Below are 14723 nucleotides of genomic sequence, written 5' to 3' on the forward strand. Positions count from 1 at the left end.
GTCGATTGTACCGGCCAGGCCCCCTCTCACACGCCGCGCAACGCGGCGACCGGCTCGATGCGGGCTGCACGTCGCGCGGGGTACCACCCGGACGCCCAGCCGACCAGGGCGCCGAGGAGAGTGCCGGCGACCGCGATCAGCGGATCGGTCACGGGCGACCACCCCTGCACCGCCGCGACGATGATCACGGCGAGCACGCCGAGGGCAGAGCCGATGATGCCGCCGATGAACCCGATGACGATGGACTCGACCATGAACTGCGCGCCGATCTGGCGCCGCGTCGCACCGAGCGCACGCCGGAGTCCGATCTCGCCGATGCGTTCCATCACCGACAGCAGGGTGACGTTGGCGATGCCGAGACCGCCGGCGAGCAGAGCGATGATGCCCAGGATGAGGAAGACGACGTTGACGTCTGCCTGCACGTTCTGACTGAGGTCGGACGATGCTGCCGGCGACCTCGCCTCGAGTGACTCCGGATCGTCGGGCTGGAGGGCGATCACCGCCTGGTCCGCGACCTGCGGCCCCGCCCCCAGGGCGATGTGGATCGTCAACTCGGAAGGCGCGGTGAGCCCGAAGTCTGCGCGCGCAGCCCCTTGCGGGATGATGACGCCGTCCACGAACTCGGAGCGGCGGTCCATGCCCTCGATGATGCCGATGACGGAATATGAGACTCCCGCGATGAAGATCGAGGGCTGCGAATCGACGCGGTTGATCCCCATCCGCTCCGCTGCGCGCTGGCCCAGCACCGCGACGCGGTCGCCCCGGGCGTCGTGCCCGTCGTCGAAGAAGCGCCCGGTCACGAGGTCGCCGTCGACGGTCTCCGGCAGGTCCTGCGTGGTCGCGAAGAGCTTCGGCGATGCTGTGATCGGCGCCGACGGATCGTTCACCGGTACGGCTGTGATCGTCTCGCCGTCTGCGAGCTCGACCTCGGCGATCAGCGCAGCGCTGTCCACTCCGGCCAGCAGTTTCACCCGCTCGGGAGAGTCCCACGGCAGGCGGCCGGTCGCGACCGTCGTGTTCGCCTTGCCCGACTGCGCCTTGGCGGGGGTGACCACCACCTGCGTCGCGGCGACACCGTCGAACTGACTGGCGATCTGCGCCGCGGCGGTCTGTGCGAATCCGAGCGTCGCGACGAGCGAAGCGATGCCGAGGACGGTACCGAGGATCGTCATGACCAGTCGCGCGGGACGCGAACCGATGTCGGCCGTGGCCTCGGCCACGAGGTCTTGGAAGGTGAACCGATCGGCATGCTTCACGGCCGGGAGCAGCGCGGCCGCCGAACTCGTCGGCGCCACAGCGGGATCACCGACGCTCTCCGCAGACGTGTCTTCGATGTTCTTCCGACGCCGCAGGACGCGCATCACAGTTCCGTCAATCGGCCGTCGGCGATGCGGATGCTTCGACCCGCACGCCGCGCCACCGCATCGTCGTGGGTGATGACGATGAGGGTGAGCCCATCGGCGTTCAGCTCTTCGAACAGCTCCATCACCTCGCCCGATGTGCGCTGGTCGAGGTTTCCGGTCGGCTCGTCCGCGAGCAGGAGCTGCGGACTGCTGACGACCGCACGCGCCACGGCGACGCGCTGGCGCTCACCGCCCGAGAGCGAGTTGGGGAAGAAGTCGATGCGGTGTCCGAGGCCCACGCGGGTCAAGGCCTCCCGCGCACGGGCTTCGCGCTCCCGACGCGGCACGCCGCTGTAGAGCATGGGCATCAGCACGTTGTCGAGCACACTGCGCCGCGGCAGCAGATGGAACGACTGGAACACGAAGCCGATGAACCGCGCACGCACCGCCGCCCGCTCGTCCTCGGTGAGGTCGCCCGTGAGCGAGCCCGCGAGCCGGTACTCCCCCACACTCGGACGGTCGAGGAGACCGAGAAGGTTGAGCATGGTCGACTTGCCCGACCCGCTGGGTCCGACGATCGAGATGTAGTCTCCCGCTTCCACGGTGAGCGTCGCGGCCTTGAGCGCCTGCACCTCGGGCGGACCCGGGAACGAACGCGTGACATCGCGGAACTCGACGAGCGGAGGTGCCGGCGTCACCGCCCGACCACCACGAGGTCGCGCTCCTCGAGCGTGCCGTCGACGGCTGTCACCTCGACGGCGCCCTTCGCGGCGAGTCCCGTCTCGACGACGACGAGTCGCGTCTTCGCGTCCTTGCCTTCCCGCGGATCGGACTCGACGACCTCCACGCGCGACTCTCCGCCGGGCCCGGCGGTGAGCGCGGCGAGGGGAACGGAGAGCACATCGCCCTCCGTCGCGCCGATCGCCAGTTTCACGCGCACGTTCTTCCCCTGCAGCTGAGTGATCTGCTCGGGCGTGAGCGGGTCGGGGTCGAGGAGAACCTCCCACCGCGACTTGCTGTCTTTGCCCGCTTTCAACTCCGAGATCACCGCCCGATGCGCTGTTCCGTCTGGCAGGTCGAACGAGCCTTCCGCACCGGCGGCGAGCAGCGCGGCGTCCGCCTCTGCTGCGGCCCCAGTCAGACGCACCGTCGCCCCGGAGACGGTCATCGCCGCCCCCGACAGCACCGACCCGCGCTCGACGCTCACCGCGTCAACGCGGCGAGGAAGCTCGGTGAGGTAGAGGACCTCGCTCGCCGGCAGGTACGGGAGCGCCTTCTGGCGGGCCTCCTCCAGCGCCTGATTAGCAGAAGCCACCTGGGCGCGTGCCGAATCGAGCGCCGAGCGCTGGGCACTGGTGTCCTTCCCCTTGCGGAGCTCGTCTCGCTCGAGCTGTGCGGTCTGCAGATCCCACTGCGCCTGCTGCGGGTCTCCATCGCCACCCTGCGCCCTGGCGAGAGCCTGCTGAGCTGCGGCGACCTTCACATCTGCCTGCCAGATCTCGACGGTGCTGGGCCCGGCGCCGGCTTCGTTCAGCGCTTTCTGGGCATCTGCGACACCCGTCTGCGCCGCACGAACGCCCTCCTCAGCGGCCCGCACGCCATCGGACGCACCTTCCTCCGGTGCAGGCACGGGGTACCCCGCCTGCGCATACAGCTGGCCGACCGCATCGGCCGTCGCCCGATCGAACACGTTCGAGTTCACATCGCCCGCCCCGATTCCCACGCTCGTGAGAGCCTGCTTCAGCTGGAGCACGTCGGGGCCGGAGACGCCGAACCGCAGCGTGCGGTACGACGGAAGCTCCCCGGGAAGCACGATGACCGGCCTCCCGACCACCTCGAGGGCGATCGAGAGCGGTGTGAGAGTGGCCCCGACCTCGGGAACCTGGCCGGTGACGACCGCCGCTCCGGAGAACGCCGACGTGTCGAGCTTCACCTCGACCGCGTCCGCGTATCCGACGTCCGCGCGCAGCGTCACGTCGTTGCTGAGCGGTCCGAACTCGACGGGCGCGGTCACGAGACCGGGTTCGGGCGCATCGGCGCTCGAGGCATCGGGCGACATCAGGAAGCGTCCGACGAGCAGACCTGCGACCAGGCACACCACAGCGACGAGCGCCACGATCCACAGCGCGCGATTTCCCCGCAGCACCCGACCCCATCCGCTCACGCGAGACGTGTCGACCTCGGACTCCGACTCCGCCGCGGCGGTTTCGGTGCCGTCGATCAGCTCGGAGAACGGCGTCGTGTCGGCATCGGCGACGCCGGAGTCCGGTGTCGAGGCCGTGCCGCCGGGTGAGGATTCTGCAGGAAGCTTCGTCGTCGGGGTATCGTCCTCGCGCATCACTTGCTCTGCTCTGCAGCGGCCTTGAAAGCTTCGAGTTCCGCCTTGTTCTCGGCGATGAACTTCTCCTCGAGCGCGAACTGGATCTCCAGCGACTTCGTCGCGAAGGAGGTCTTCTCGCGGCACTCGAGGTCGATGACGGCCAGCTCGAGCTCCCGCTCTCCCAGCGCCTTCATCTCGGGGCCCTCGCTGGGGTCCTCGAAATCGGCGGCTTCGGTGTCGACAGGCTCCGAGCCATCACCGTAGACCTCGTCGTAGATCTTGTTCTGCTCCTCCATGATCGACTCCCCGGCCTCCGACTGCTTCGTGAAACCGGGCTCTCCCTTGTCCGCCATGCACGACGCCCACTCGGCGTTGAGGTCGGCGAGCTCGGGAGAGTCCTGCATCGTCGTCATCAGCTCTTCCATCTTGGTGCGGAGCGCGCTGAACTCTTCGGACTGGCTGGGGTCGTCGCCCTGGATCTCATGCTGCGCCCATCCCTGGCAGCCGGCGTCCTCCCAGCGGTACTCGTAGCTGCCGTCTTCCGCCAACTCGTCCTCCGCCGGGGTCGCGCCGTAGAGGGTCTCGTAGAACGCGGCCTGCTCCGACTCCGAGAGCGAGGTGACGTAGTCGGCGTTGGGGTCTGAGCTCTCCTGCTCGGAAGGGTTCTCCTCGAGCTGCTCCGAGAACGGGCTGTTGACGAAGCCGTATCCGTACTTCTCGACCCACTCCCGCTTCTCGGGCTCCCACTCGCCGCCGTCCGACACGACGGTGCCGGTGTCGGTGTTCGGCGTGTACTCGAACCCCTCGTCGGCCATGCACTGCGCGACCAGGTCTTCGACCTTGGTCTGCTGCTCTTCCATCTTCTTCTGCTGTTCCTCCGGGGAGAGGTCGCCGCCCCACGCCGCGGAGAGGTACTGACTCAGCGGCGAGTCCTCGTAGCTGAGCTTGTCGTCGGAGGACGCGCCTCCGCAGCCCGTGAGGATGAACACCATGGCGGACGCCGCGAGCGCGGCGAGAGGAACGGTGGAACGCATGCGAAGACTCCTTTGTACGACCGAAGATGGCCGGAGCCCTCCACACTAAAATGTCAGGTGCGGGCGCCGCATCCACCTGGAGGATGATAAATCACGCGTCATGAAGAATCGGGGCAATGCCGCTGGCGCGTCCGATACCCGATATCTCCCCTCAGCGGGCGCGGGGGTGCGACGTCGCGTAGATGTCGAGGAGCGCGTCCACCGAGACGTGGGTGTAGATCTGGGTCGTCGCGACGGACGAATGACCGAGCAGCTCCTGCACCACGCGCACATCGGCACCGCCCTGCAGGAGGTGGGTCGCGAACGAGTGACGCAGGGTGTGCGGCGAGACGTCCGCGGTGATCTGGGCGCGCTCGGCCGCGGCTCGGATGACGAGCCACGCGCTCTGGCGGGAGAGCGGCGCTCCACGAGCACCCAGGAACAGTCGAGCCGAAGCGCGCCCCTTCGCGGCGAGCCCTGGGCGCACACGGGTCAGATAGGCATCCACGGCGGTGCGCGCATAGGAGCCCAGTGGCACGATGCGCTCCTTCGCGCCCTTCCCGCGCAGGCGCAGGACATCGCCATGAGCCAGGTCGTCGACGTCGAGATCGATGGCCTCGGACACGCGTGCGCCGGTCGCGTAGAGAAGTTCGAGCAGCGCGCGATCGCGGATGCCGAGCGGCTCCTCGGGAGAAGGCGCGCCGAGCAGTCTCTCGACCTGATCGATCGTCAAGGCCTTGGGGAGTCGGCGCGGCGCCTTCGGTGGACGCAGTCTGCCGCTCGGATCGTCGGACTCGATGCCCTCGCGTGCCAGGAAGCGATGCCATCCCCGCACCGAGGATTGCAGTCGGGCGAGGCTCGTCGACGCCGGGGGCGGCTCTGCTGACGCCCGTTCCGCGATGAACCGATCGATCACGGCAGGGGTCACCTCCGCGGTGTCACCGATCCCCTCGGCCTCCAGCCACTCCCGGTAGCTCCCGAGGTCACGTCGGTACGCCGCGATCGTGTGCACGCTGAGACCGCGCTCGACCGTGACATGACGCAGGTAGGTGTCGATGGCACGCGCGAGCAGCATCCTCAGCCCCGGTCGCGCAGCCTCTGCGAGGCGGCGAGCACACCGATCGCGAGGATGCCGTTGCGCATCCGCCCGTCGAGCACGGCAGAAACGGCGTCGGCCAGCGGCACCCATTCCCCGCGGATGTCGGCTTCCTCGTCTTCACGATCGTGCGCCGTCCCGGACGAGGAGACACCGGTCGCGAGGAACACGTGGATGAGTTCGTCGTTCCCCCCGGGAGTCGTCCAGGAGGAGACGAGCGGCTCCCAGTCCGCGGCGACCAAGTCGGCTTCCTCGGCCAACTCGCGCCGGGCAGCGGCGAGAGGCTCTTCGCCCTCGACGTCGAGCAGCCCGGCCGGGAGCTCCCAGTCACGGTGGCGGATGGGGTGCCGATACTGCTGGATGAGCAGCACCCGACCCTCGTCGTCGAGCGCGACGATCGCCACCGCGCCGGTGTGATCGACGTACTGCCGGACGATTTCGCCCTCGCCGTATCGCACGCGGTCGGAGCGCACGTCCCAGACCTTGCCACGATAGACGAGGTCGCTCTGGAGAACCTCCGGTTCGAAGGGCTCGTCCCGGAGGCTCTCCCCCTGCTCGGTCATCCCTGCTCGACTCCGTCATCCGCGCTGACGTCGAACAGCTCACTCGCGCGGTGCCGCTCGATCGCTGCGCCCACCAGCCCGCGGAACAGCGGGTGCGGGGCCGTCGGACGAGAACGCAGCTCGGGGTGTGCCTGAGTGGCGATGTAGTACGGGTGCACGTCGCGGGGCAGCTCGACGTACTCGACCAGGTCGAGCTCCGGATTGAGCCCCGAGAACACCAGTCCCGCAGCCGAGAGGCGGTCGCGGTACGCGTTGTTCACCTCGTAGCGGTGCCGGTGACGCTCGGATGCCTCCGGGGCGCCGTAGAGCTCGCGGGCGAGCGATCCTTCGGCGAGGGCAGCCTGGTACAGACCGAGGCGCATGGTGCCACCGAGGTCACCGCCGTCGAGGATGTCGATCTGCTCGGCCATCGTGGCGATGACGGGCTCTGCGGTCTCCGGGTCGAACTCGCTGGAGGAGGCTCCGACGATGCCGGCGACGTCGCGTGCATACTCGATCACCATGCACTGCAGGCCGAGGCACAGGCCGAGCGTCGGGATGCCCTGCTCGCGCGCGAACTTGAGCGCGCCGAGCTTGCCCTCGATACCGCGGATACCGAAACCGCCGGGCACGCAGATGCCGTCGAGCTCGGCGAGCTGCTGCTGCGCTCCTTCCGGTGTCTCGCAGAGGTCGGAAGGGATCCAGCGGATGTTGACCTTGGTCTCCTGGGCGAAGCCGCCCGCCTTGAGAGCCTCAGTCACCGAGAGGTAGGCGTCCGGCAGGTCGATGTACTTGCCGACGAGGCCGATCGTCACCTCGTGCTTGGGGTTGTGCACCGCGTGCAGCACCTTGTTCCAACGGGTCCAGTCGACGTCGGCGGCCTTCTGGTCGAGGCCCAGCCGGCGCACGATGTACGAGTCGAGGCCCTGCTCGTTCAACGTCGAGGGGATGTCGTAGATGCTCGGCAGGTCGACGGTGTTGATGACGCCCTCGACGTCGACATCGCACATCAGCGCGATCTTGTTGCGGTTGCTCACGCTCACCGGGCGGTCGCTGCGGAGCACCAGGGCGTCGGGCTGGATGCCGACCTGTCGGAGAGCTGCGACGGAGTGCTGGGTCGGCTTGGTCTTCTGCTCCCCCGATGCCCCCATGAACGGGACGAGCGAGACATGCACGAAGAAGACGCTGTCGCGCCCGAGCTCGTGACGCAACTGGCGCGCGGACTCGAGGAACGGCTGCGACTCGATGTCGCCGACCGTGCCGCCGACCTCGGTGATGATCACGTCGGGACGGGGGTCCTCCGAGGCCTGCAGGCGCATGCGGCGCTTGATCTCGTCGGTGATGTGCGGGATCACCTGCACCGTGTCGCCGAGGTACTCGCCGCGGCGCTCGCGCGCGATCACCTGGGAGTAGATCTGGCCGGTGGTGACGTTCGCCGCCTCGGACAGGTTGATGTCGAGGAAGCGCTCGTAGTGGCCGATGTCGAGGTCGGTCTCCGCGCCGTCGTCCGTCACGAAGACCTCGCCGTGCTGGAACGGGTTCATCGTGCCCGGATCGACGTTCAGGTACGGGTCGAGCTTCTGCATCACGACGCGCAGACCACGGGCCGTGAGGAGGTTGCCGAGGCTCGCAGCCGTCAGTCCCTTGCCCAAAGACGAAACGACACCACCAGTCACGAAGATGTGCTTGGTCGTGTCGTTCTTGGGTCCCGCAGAAGAAGAGTTCATCACGGGCTTCGATCCTATCAGGCGGAGGGGACGCGGAGGCTGAGAAGTTCGCGGGCGTGGGTCAGAGCGGCATCCGAATCGGCGAGTCCCGACAGCAGACGAGCCATCTCGGCTTCCCGCTCCTCCCCCTCCAGACGCCGCACGCTGGACGCCGTGACCGCGCCGTCGTTGGCTTTCACGACCGACAGGTGATTGTTCGCGAAGGCGGCGACCTGCGCGAGATGTGTCACGGCGATGACCTGCGACTTCTCGGCAAGTCGGGCGAGTCGCCGACCGACCTCGATGGCCGCGGCACCGCCGATGCCCGCGTCGACCTCGTCGAAGACGAACGTCGGCACCGGGTCCGTCGCAGCGATGACGACCTCGATGGCCAGCATCACTCGGGACAGTTCGCCACCCGACGCACCCTTCGAGACCGAACGCGGCTCGGCGCCGGGATGCGGTGCGAGGAGGATCGCGACATCGTCACGGCCGTGGGCGCTCTCCGCTCCCTCAGCGACCGAGACTTCGAGGCGTGCGTCCGGCATCGCGAGCGCGTGCAGCTCTTCGGTCACGGCCGCTCCGAGACGCGAGGCAGCCTCGGTGCGCACGGCCGTCAGGGCATCGGCGTGCGCGTCGAGCTCCGCCCGGGCAGCATCGCGCTCGGCGATGAGCCGTTCGATCCGATCGCCGTCGTCATCGAGTTCGGCCAATCGAGCGGATCCGGTCTGCCAGAGAGTCAGAGCCTCATCGAGCGATCCGTGCGCGCGGATGAGGGTTCCCAGCGCGGCGCGACGTTCCTCGACGGCGGCGAGCTCATGTGGCCCCGTCTCGTCGAGGTCGGCGAGGTAGGCGGAGAGGAGTCCGGCGGTGTCGGCGATCCGATAGCCGATGTCGGCGAGGTTCTCGCCGATCTCGGTCAGCTTGACGTCGGACGCCCGTTCCAGCACGCGACGTGCCTCCGCGACGAGTGCCGAGGCATCGGGCTCGCCCTCTTCGCTCGAGAGCGCTCCGTGAGCGAGCGATGCCGCGAGACGCAGCTCTTCGGCGTTCGCGAGACGCTCGGCTCGCTCGGTGAGCTCCTGGTCCTCCCCCGGTTCGGGAGCCGTCGCATCTATCAGTGCGAGGGCCTCCCGCAACCGCGAGGCCTCTTCGGCGCGACGGTCCCGGTTCTCGGTGATCTCGATGATCTCGATATCGAGGGTGCGCCAGCGGGCGAAGGCGCGGGCGTACCTGTCCACCGCGTCCGTGATCGGGGCGCCGCCGAAGCGGTCGAGGGCATCTCGCTGAGCGACGGCCGAACGTAGACGCAGCTGCTCGGACTGGCCGTGCACGACGACGAGTTCTTCGGCGAGGGACGACAGCACTCCCGCAGGGGCGGCGCGTCCGCCTACGCTCGCACGGCTGCGGCCCTCCGCGCTCAGCGTGCGCGACACGTAGAGCTCTGCGCTGCCTGCGCCGACGGGTTCCAACTCGCCGCCCGCATCGGCGACGATCTCCGCGACGCTGCCGCCATCGGGGACGACCCACACGCCCGCGACCGAAGCCTGTGCTGCGCCGGCACGCACCGCACCGGAATCGGCGCGCTGGCCCAGGAGCAGTCCGAGTCCGGTGACGACCATCGTCTTCCCCGCCCCCGTCTCCCCTGTGATCGCAGTGAATCCGGGGCCGAGCGGCAACACGGCGTCGGCGATGACACCGAGCCCCTGCATCCGCATCTCCTCGATCATGACGTCTCCTCGATCATGACGTCGCTCCCTGCACTTGCCCACGCCATCCCTCGACAGGCAGCTGGAACTTGCGCACGAGTCGGTCGGTGAACGCCGTGGGGTGCAACCGCGCAAGCCGCACGGGACGCGAGGAGCGGCGCACCACGACGCGAGCACCCGGCGGCAGGTCGTGCGAGCGGCGGCCGTCGCACCACAGGATGCCGGAGCCGTCCGTGCGCTCGAGCATCTCGATCGCGACCGAGGCATCGGGGCTGACCACGAGCGGCTTGGCGAAGAGCGCGTGCGCCGAAAGGGGCACCACCGCGATCGCCTCTACGCTCGGCCAGATGACCGGCCCTCCGGCCGAGAAGTTGTAGGCGGTCGAGCCTGTCGGGGTGGAGATCACCATCCCGTCGCAGCCGAAGCTCGACAGCGGTCGGCCGTCGATCTCGAGCACGACCTCGATCATCCGCTCACGACTGGCCTTCTCGACCGTGGCCTCGTTGAGAGCCCAGGTCTCGTAGACGACTGTGCCGTCGGCATCCTTCACCCGCACCGAAAGCGCGAGCCGCTCCTCGACCTCGTAGTCGCGATCGATCACACGCCGCACGGCCTTGTCCATGTCGTCGCGGTCGATCTCCGCGAGGAAGCCGACGTGTCCCATGTTGATGCCCAGCACGGGTGCGCCGCTGTCGCGAACGAGTTCCGCCGCACGCAGGATCGTGCCGTCTCCGCCCAGCACGATCGCCAGCTCGAGGTCGGACGGATCGACGGAGGCACCGAGCACGTCGGTGTCGGAGAAGAAGGGGTCCACGGCCACGAGGGCCTCGTGGTCGTCGGCGGCCAGGACGGGTCGTGCTCCGGCCTCCCGAAGCGCGTCGATAACCCGATGGGCGGCCTCGACGGTGTCGACACGTCCCGCGTGAGCGACGACCAGGATGCTGCGCTCGTTCATCGTCCTCCTGCCAGTCGGTTGATGCTGTCCAGCCATTCTGTCGGATTGCTGCCACGCCCCGGCGCGAGGTGAACCAGATACTCCGCGTTCCCGTGGGTTCCGAGGATCGGGGAGGGAAGGATGCCGAGCATCCCCAGCCCCACGTCCCAGGCGCTCCATACCGTGCGGGCCACAGCGTCGGCTCGCGTCGCAGGGTCGGTGACCAGCCCGCCACGGACGGCGGTACGCCCCACCTCGAACTGCGGCTTCACGAGCAGCAGGATGTCGGATTCCGGTGTGGCCACGGCGGCGACGGCCGGTAGCACGAGTTCGAGGGAGATGAACGAGAGGTCGCCGACGATCAGATCAGGCGCTGCCGCCTCACCCGTCGCCTCGGCGAGGTTCTCGCGGGTCATGTATCGGACGTTGTACCCCTCGACGGCAACGACTCCCGGATCGGCGGCGATCGATGGGGCGAGTTGTCCATGCCCGACGTCGACCGCGAGTACCTTGCGGGCTCCGCGCTCGCGCAGCACCTGGGTGAAGCCGCCGGTGGAGGCTCCCATGTCGAGCGCGAGACGCCCCTCGGCCGGGATCTCGAAGCCGCCGAGCCCCGCGATGAGCTTGTGGGCGGCCCGCCCGACGTAGTGGTCGGCACCGGCGATCGTGATCTCCGCCGCGTCGTCGACGGCGGTGGACGCCTTCACCACAGGTCGGCCGTCGACGCTCACGAGGCCCTCGGAGATCAGGGTCGCCGCGTGGGTTCGCGAACGGGCGAGTCCTCGGGAGGCGAGGGCAGCGTCGAGTCGCGTCATCGGGATCCCGAAGTCTCCCGCTGTTCGAGCCTCGCGCCGCTCTCGAGACGGCGGGAGAGCTCGTCGTGGAGGGCGGCGTACGCGTCGGCGCGTGCCGGAAGCGGTTGCCCCTCGATCAGGCGCAGCCGACTCCAGAGGCCGTCGGTCGGCGCGCTCGTCGTCTCATCGCTCACGGTTCTACTGTACGCGGCCCCTCCGACGAGGGAGGGAGCCCACGCGACCCGCTTCAGGGGCGATGGAACGGATCGTCGTAGAGGCGCTCTGGAACACGCAGGACGAACACCGGAGTACCGGACGCCCAGATGGCAGCGGCTCCTGCGCGCAGCAAATCGATCTGCTCGCCGGACTCGGCGACGATCTCGACGTCGGCGCCCGCCACGCGCACGGCGGCTCCGTTCACGCGGAAGACGCCGTCCTGCTCGGTCACCTCGGGATACGGAACGTGCAGTTCTCGCAGGTCGCCGAGGATGTACGTGGGACGCGAGCCCTCCGGTGCGGCCAGCACATGCTTCGGCCGGTCGATGCCCGTGAGCACCAGCACCGAATCGATCCCGACCCGGCTCGCACCCATGATGTCGGTGTCGAGGCGATCCCCGATGAAGAGCGCCTTCTTCGCACCGAAGCGCGCAAGAGCTTCCTGGAAGATCGGCGCCTCCGGTTTACCCGCGACCGTCGCGAGCCTGCCGATGGCCGTGTGCACCGCTGACACGAGGGTGCCGTTGCCCGGCGCGACTCCACGCTCACGGGGGATCGTCCAGTCCGTGTTCGTGGCGATCCAGGGGATGCCGCCTTCGTCCTCGGGCAGCTTGAGAGCGAACGCCGCCTCGGCGAGATCCGTCCACGCCACCTCCGGGGCGAACCCCTGCACGACGGCGCTCGGAGAGTCATCCGCGCTACGCGTGACCGTGTAACCGGCCTTCTGCACCTCGTCGACCAGACCGTCGCCGCCGATCACCAGGATCGTCGCCGGCGCCGGCACGATCCCGGCCATCAGCCGCATCGCGGCCTGCGGGCTCGTCACGACATCGGATGCCTCGACGCGCAGCCCGAGACTGCTCAGGTGCTGTGCGACCGAGGCGTCCGTCCGCGCCGCGTTGTTCGTGATGTATCCGAGACGGACCGACTTCGCGGCCTCGTTGAGGCTGTCCACCGCGAACGGCAGCGCACCGGGCCCCGCGTACACGACACCATCGAGGTCGGCGAGGATCGTGTCGACACCGTCGAGCGGAGTGCGCGGTGATCGCTTCCGCGAGAACAGAGCCACTACGCCTCCGGGGCCGATTCGTCGTCCTCGTCTTCGCCGAGGAGTTCGCGCACCTCGTCTTCGACGGTCGGTTCTTCCGCGGTTGTGAGACCTTCGTCGCTTGCGGACTCGTCCTCCGCCGCGGACTTGTCCACGCGCTCGTCTTCGGCCGCGGACTCGTCCGCGGAGGAGACATCGTCGTCATCGGCGAACTCGCCCTCGATGAGGCTGTCTTCGATGAAGATCTCCTCGTCACCGGCCTCGTCGACGCCCAGTGCCTCGGCAGCGACCTCGGCGCGGTGTGCCCAGAACTCCGCCTCCTCCGTGCGCCCGAGATCCTCGAGCACAGCGGCACGCGCGGCGAACAGCGCCGGGCTCCATTCGAAGGCGCGATCGGGGTCGAGCTCGGGAATCTCGAGCTCACCCAGCGCGAGTTCGAGATCGCCCTGGTCGAGTCGGGCTCCGGACATCGCGATCGCCAGCGCGACGCGTACGGGAGTCTCGAGCGCGGAGCGGTCGACGGCGCGGCCAGTCTCGAGAGCACGGTCGGACCGACCGATGCCGCGCTCACTGTCGACCATCAGTGCGATCTGATCGTCCTTGCCGGAGATGCGACGGTAGGTGCGCAGTTCGCGCAGCGCGAGGGCGAAGTCCTCAGTGGCGTATGCCGTGATGCCGAGGGTCTCGCGGACGATCGCGATGCGGCCGGCCCGTCGAGAAGCAGCGAGGGCGTGCTGGTGAGCAAGCGCGGGATCCTCGTCAATGAGACGCGACGCCATCGCCAGGTGGCGGGCGACGTGCTCGGCGTTCTCCTTACTCAGAGTCTTGAGCTCGTTGCGAGCCGCGCCGTTGAGGTCACGTGCCGTGACTTCATCGGGAATCTGGGGCTCATCGAACCGCGGACGCTCGTTCGCGGCCTGAGCCGGACGCTCCCTGCCCGCTCCCCCACGCTGCGGGAAGGACCGCGACTTGTCGCGGTCCCCACCTTCACGGCGCGGAGCGGCACCATCACGGTTGTAACCGCCTTCACGACGCGGGGCCGCTCCGTCACGGTTGTAACCGCTACCTTCACGACGGGGAGCACCACCGTCACGGTTGTAACCGCTTCCTTCACGACGGGGAGCACCACCGTCACGGTTGTAACCACCTTCGCGACGCGGGGCCGCTCCGTCACGGTTGTAACCGCTACCTTCACGACGGGGAGCACCACCGTCACGGTTGTAACCACCTTCGCGACGCGGGGCACCACCATCACGGTTGTAACCACCTTCGCGACGCGGGGCCGCTCCGTCACGGTTGTAACCGCCACCCTCGCGACGAGGAGCACCACCATCACGGTTGTAACCGCCACCCTCGCGACGAGGAGCACCACCGTCACGGTTGTAACCACCGCCCTCGCGACGAGGAGCAGCTCCGTCACGGTTGTGACCACCGCCCTCGCGACGCGGGGCCGCTCCGTCACGGTTGTAACCACCACCCTCGCGACGAGGGGCACCACCGTCACGGTTGTAACCACCTTCGCGACGCGGGGCAGCTCCGTCACGGTTGTAACCACCTTCGCGACGCGGGGCCGCACCATCACGGTTGTAACCGCCACCCTCGCGACGAGGAGCACCACCGTCACGGTTGTAACCACCGCCCTCACGACGAGGAGCACCACCGTCACGGTTGTAACCACCCTCACGACGCGGGGCACCACCATCACGGTTATAACCGCCACCCTCGCGACGCGGAGTAGATCCGTCACGGTTATAACCGCCGCCGTCACGACGCGGGGCGCCACCATCACGGCTGTTAGTCGGGCGTCCGCCAGAAGCGCGGTTACCGCGCGATCCACTGTCGTCGTTGCGACGCGGACGGCGCTCTTCCTCTTCTGGCATGATGCTCCCTGTTCTTTTCGTGTAAACGCAAAATGGCCACCCAACGATGGGTGGCCATTTTGACTAAAAGGAGTCCGGCGGTGTCCTACTCTCCCACAGGGTCCCCCCTGCAGTACCATCGG

Annotated in this window: 14 protein-coding genes; all 14 read right to left on the reverse strand. The window is 68.5% G+C overall.

Translation table 11 applies throughout. The features are described from left to right. Positions 1 to 26: 26 nt before the first annotated feature. Positions 27 to 1364 carry an ABC transporter permease gene (locus ACFVWL_RS18170; RefSeq protein ID WP_387185839.1) on the reverse strand — a complete coding sequence of 446 codons (1338 nt, stop codon included), beginning with the start codon at positions 1362 to 1364 and terminating at the stop codon, positions 27 to 29. Beyond that, positions 1361 to 2041 carry an ABC transporter ATP-binding protein gene (locus tag ACFVWL_RS18175; RefSeq protein WP_387185841.1) on the reverse strand — a complete coding sequence of 227 codons (681 nt, stop codon included), beginning with the start codon at positions 2039 to 2041 and terminating at the stop codon, positions 1361 to 1363. The genes ACFVWL_RS18170 and ACFVWL_RS18175 overlap by 4 nt, the downstream gene beginning before the upstream one ends. After that, positions 2038 to 3681, reverse strand: a complete 1644-nt coding sequence (locus ACFVWL_RS18180; protein ID WP_387185844.1) for a hypothetical protein — start codon at positions 3679 to 3681, stop codon at positions 2038 to 2040. Before ACFVWL_RS18180 ends, ACFVWL_RS18175 begins: the two co-directional genes overlap by 4 nt. After that, positions 3681 to 4697: a hypothetical protein gene (locus ACFVWL_RS18185; RefSeq protein ID WP_387185846.1), complete on the reverse strand. Its 1017-nt coding sequence runs from the start codon at positions 4695 to 4697 to the stop codon at positions 3681 to 3683. Before ACFVWL_RS18185 ends, ACFVWL_RS18180 begins: the two co-directional genes overlap by 1 nt. Before the next feature lie 151 nt (positions 4698 to 4848). Then, on the reverse strand, positions 4849 to 5751 hold the full coding sequence (gene xerD / locus ACFVWL_RS18190; protein WP_387185848.1) for a site-specific tyrosine recombinase XerD: 903 nt from the start codon (positions 5749 to 5751) through the stop codon (positions 4849 to 4851). 2 nt (positions 5752 to 5753) lie between these two features. Beyond that, positions 5754 to 6335 carry an NUDIX domain-containing protein gene (locus ACFVWL_RS18195; RefSeq protein ID WP_387185850.1) on the reverse strand — a complete coding sequence of 194 codons (582 nt, stop codon included), beginning with the start codon at positions 6333 to 6335 and terminating at the stop codon, positions 5754 to 5756. Beyond that, positions 6332 to 8041 carry a CTP synthase gene (locus ACFVWL_RS18200; protein ID WP_387185853.1) on the reverse strand — a complete coding sequence of 570 codons (1710 nt, stop codon included), beginning with the start codon at positions 8039 to 8041 and terminating at the stop codon, positions 6332 to 6334. The genes ACFVWL_RS18195 and ACFVWL_RS18200 overlap by 4 nt, the downstream gene beginning before the upstream one ends. Before the next feature lie 17 nt (positions 8042 to 8058). Further along, entirely contained in the window at positions 8059 to 9750 is a 1692-nt protein-coding gene (gene recN, locus ACFVWL_RS18205) for a DNA repair protein RecN (protein ID WP_387185856.1), read from the reverse strand. A 13-nt stretch (positions 9751 to 9763) separates the two neighbouring features. Next, entirely contained in the window at positions 9764 to 10684 is a 921-nt protein-coding gene (locus tag ACFVWL_RS18210; RefSeq protein ID WP_387185859.1) for an NAD kinase, read from the reverse strand. Continuing rightward, complete coding sequence (locus ACFVWL_RS18215) at positions 10681 to 11478, reverse strand: TlyA family RNA methyltransferase (protein ID WP_387185862.1); 798 nt, start codon at positions 11476 to 11478, stop codon at positions 10681 to 10683. The genes ACFVWL_RS18210 and ACFVWL_RS18215 overlap by 4 nt, the downstream gene beginning before the upstream one ends. Next, a complete protein-coding gene (locus tag ACFVWL_RS18220) occupies positions 11475 to 11651 on the reverse strand; it encodes a hypothetical protein (RefSeq protein ID WP_387185864.1) in 177 nt (58 codons plus the stop codon). Before ACFVWL_RS18220 ends, ACFVWL_RS18215 begins: the two co-directional genes overlap by 4 nt. A gap of 53 nt (positions 11652 to 11704) precedes the next feature. Next, complete coding sequence (locus tag ACFVWL_RS18225; RefSeq protein WP_387185866.1) at positions 11705 to 12742, reverse strand: HAD-IIA family hydrolase; 1038 nt, start codon at positions 12740 to 12742, stop codon at positions 11705 to 11707. Continuing rightward, complete coding sequence (locus tag ACFVWL_RS18230; protein WP_387185868.1) at positions 12742 to 13500, reverse strand: hypothetical protein; 759 nt, start codon at positions 13498 to 13500, stop codon at positions 12742 to 12744. Before ACFVWL_RS18230 ends, ACFVWL_RS18225 begins: the two co-directional genes overlap by 1 nt. 38 nt (positions 13501 to 13538) lie before the next feature. Continuing rightward, positions 13539 to 14468 carry a hypothetical protein gene (locus ACFVWL_RS18235; protein WP_387185870.1) on the reverse strand — a complete coding sequence of 310 codons (930 nt, stop codon included), beginning with the start codon at positions 14466 to 14468 and terminating at the stop codon, positions 13539 to 13541. Positions 14469 to 14723 lie beyond the last annotated feature (255 nt).

The sequence above is a fragment of the Microbacterium sp. NPDC058269 genome (genome assembly GCF_042881445.1).
Taxonomy (GTDB): Bacteria; Actinomycetota; Actinomycetes; order Actinomycetales; family Microbacteriaceae; genus Microbacterium.

What these genes read in the sequence shown, in the direction of transcription:
- ACFVWL_RS18180 (WP_387185844.1), bottom strand. Translation starts at nt 3,681, where the DNA reads ATGCGCGAGGACGATACCCCGACGACGAAGCTTCCTGCAGAATCCTCA.
- ACFVWL_RS18185 (WP_387185846.1), bottom strand. Translation starts at nt 4,697, where the DNA reads ATGCGTTCCACCGTTCCTCTCGCCGCGCTCGCGGCGTCCGCCATGGTG.
- xerD (WP_387185848.1), bottom strand. Translation starts at nt 5,751, where the DNA reads ATGCTGCTCGCGCGTGCCATCGACACCTACCTGCGTCATGTCACGGTC.
- ACFVWL_RS18195 (WP_387185850.1), bottom strand. Translation starts at nt 6,335, where the DNA reads ATGACCGAGCAGGGGGAGAGCCTCCGGGACGAGCCCTTCGAACCGGAG.
- ACFVWL_RS18200 (WP_387185853.1), bottom strand. Translation starts at nt 8,041, where the DNA reads ATGAACTCTTCTTCTGCGGGACCCAAGAACGACACGACCAAGCACATC.
- recN (WP_387185856.1), bottom strand. Translation starts at nt 9,750, where the DNA reads ATGATCGAGGAGATGCGGATGCAGGGGCTCGGTGTCATCGCCGACGCC.
- ACFVWL_RS18210 (WP_387185859.1), bottom strand. Translation starts at nt 10,684, where the DNA reads ATGAACGAGCGCAGCATCCTGGTCGTCGCTCACGCGGGACGTGTCGAC.
- ACFVWL_RS18215 (WP_387185862.1), bottom strand. Translation starts at nt 11,478, where the DNA reads ATGACGCGACTCGACGCTGCCCTCGCCTCCCGAGGACTCGCCCGTTCG.
- ACFVWL_RS18230 (WP_387185868.1), bottom strand. Translation starts at nt 13,500, where the DNA reads ATGGCGTCGCGTCTCATTGACGAGGATCCCGCGCTTGCTCACCAGCAC.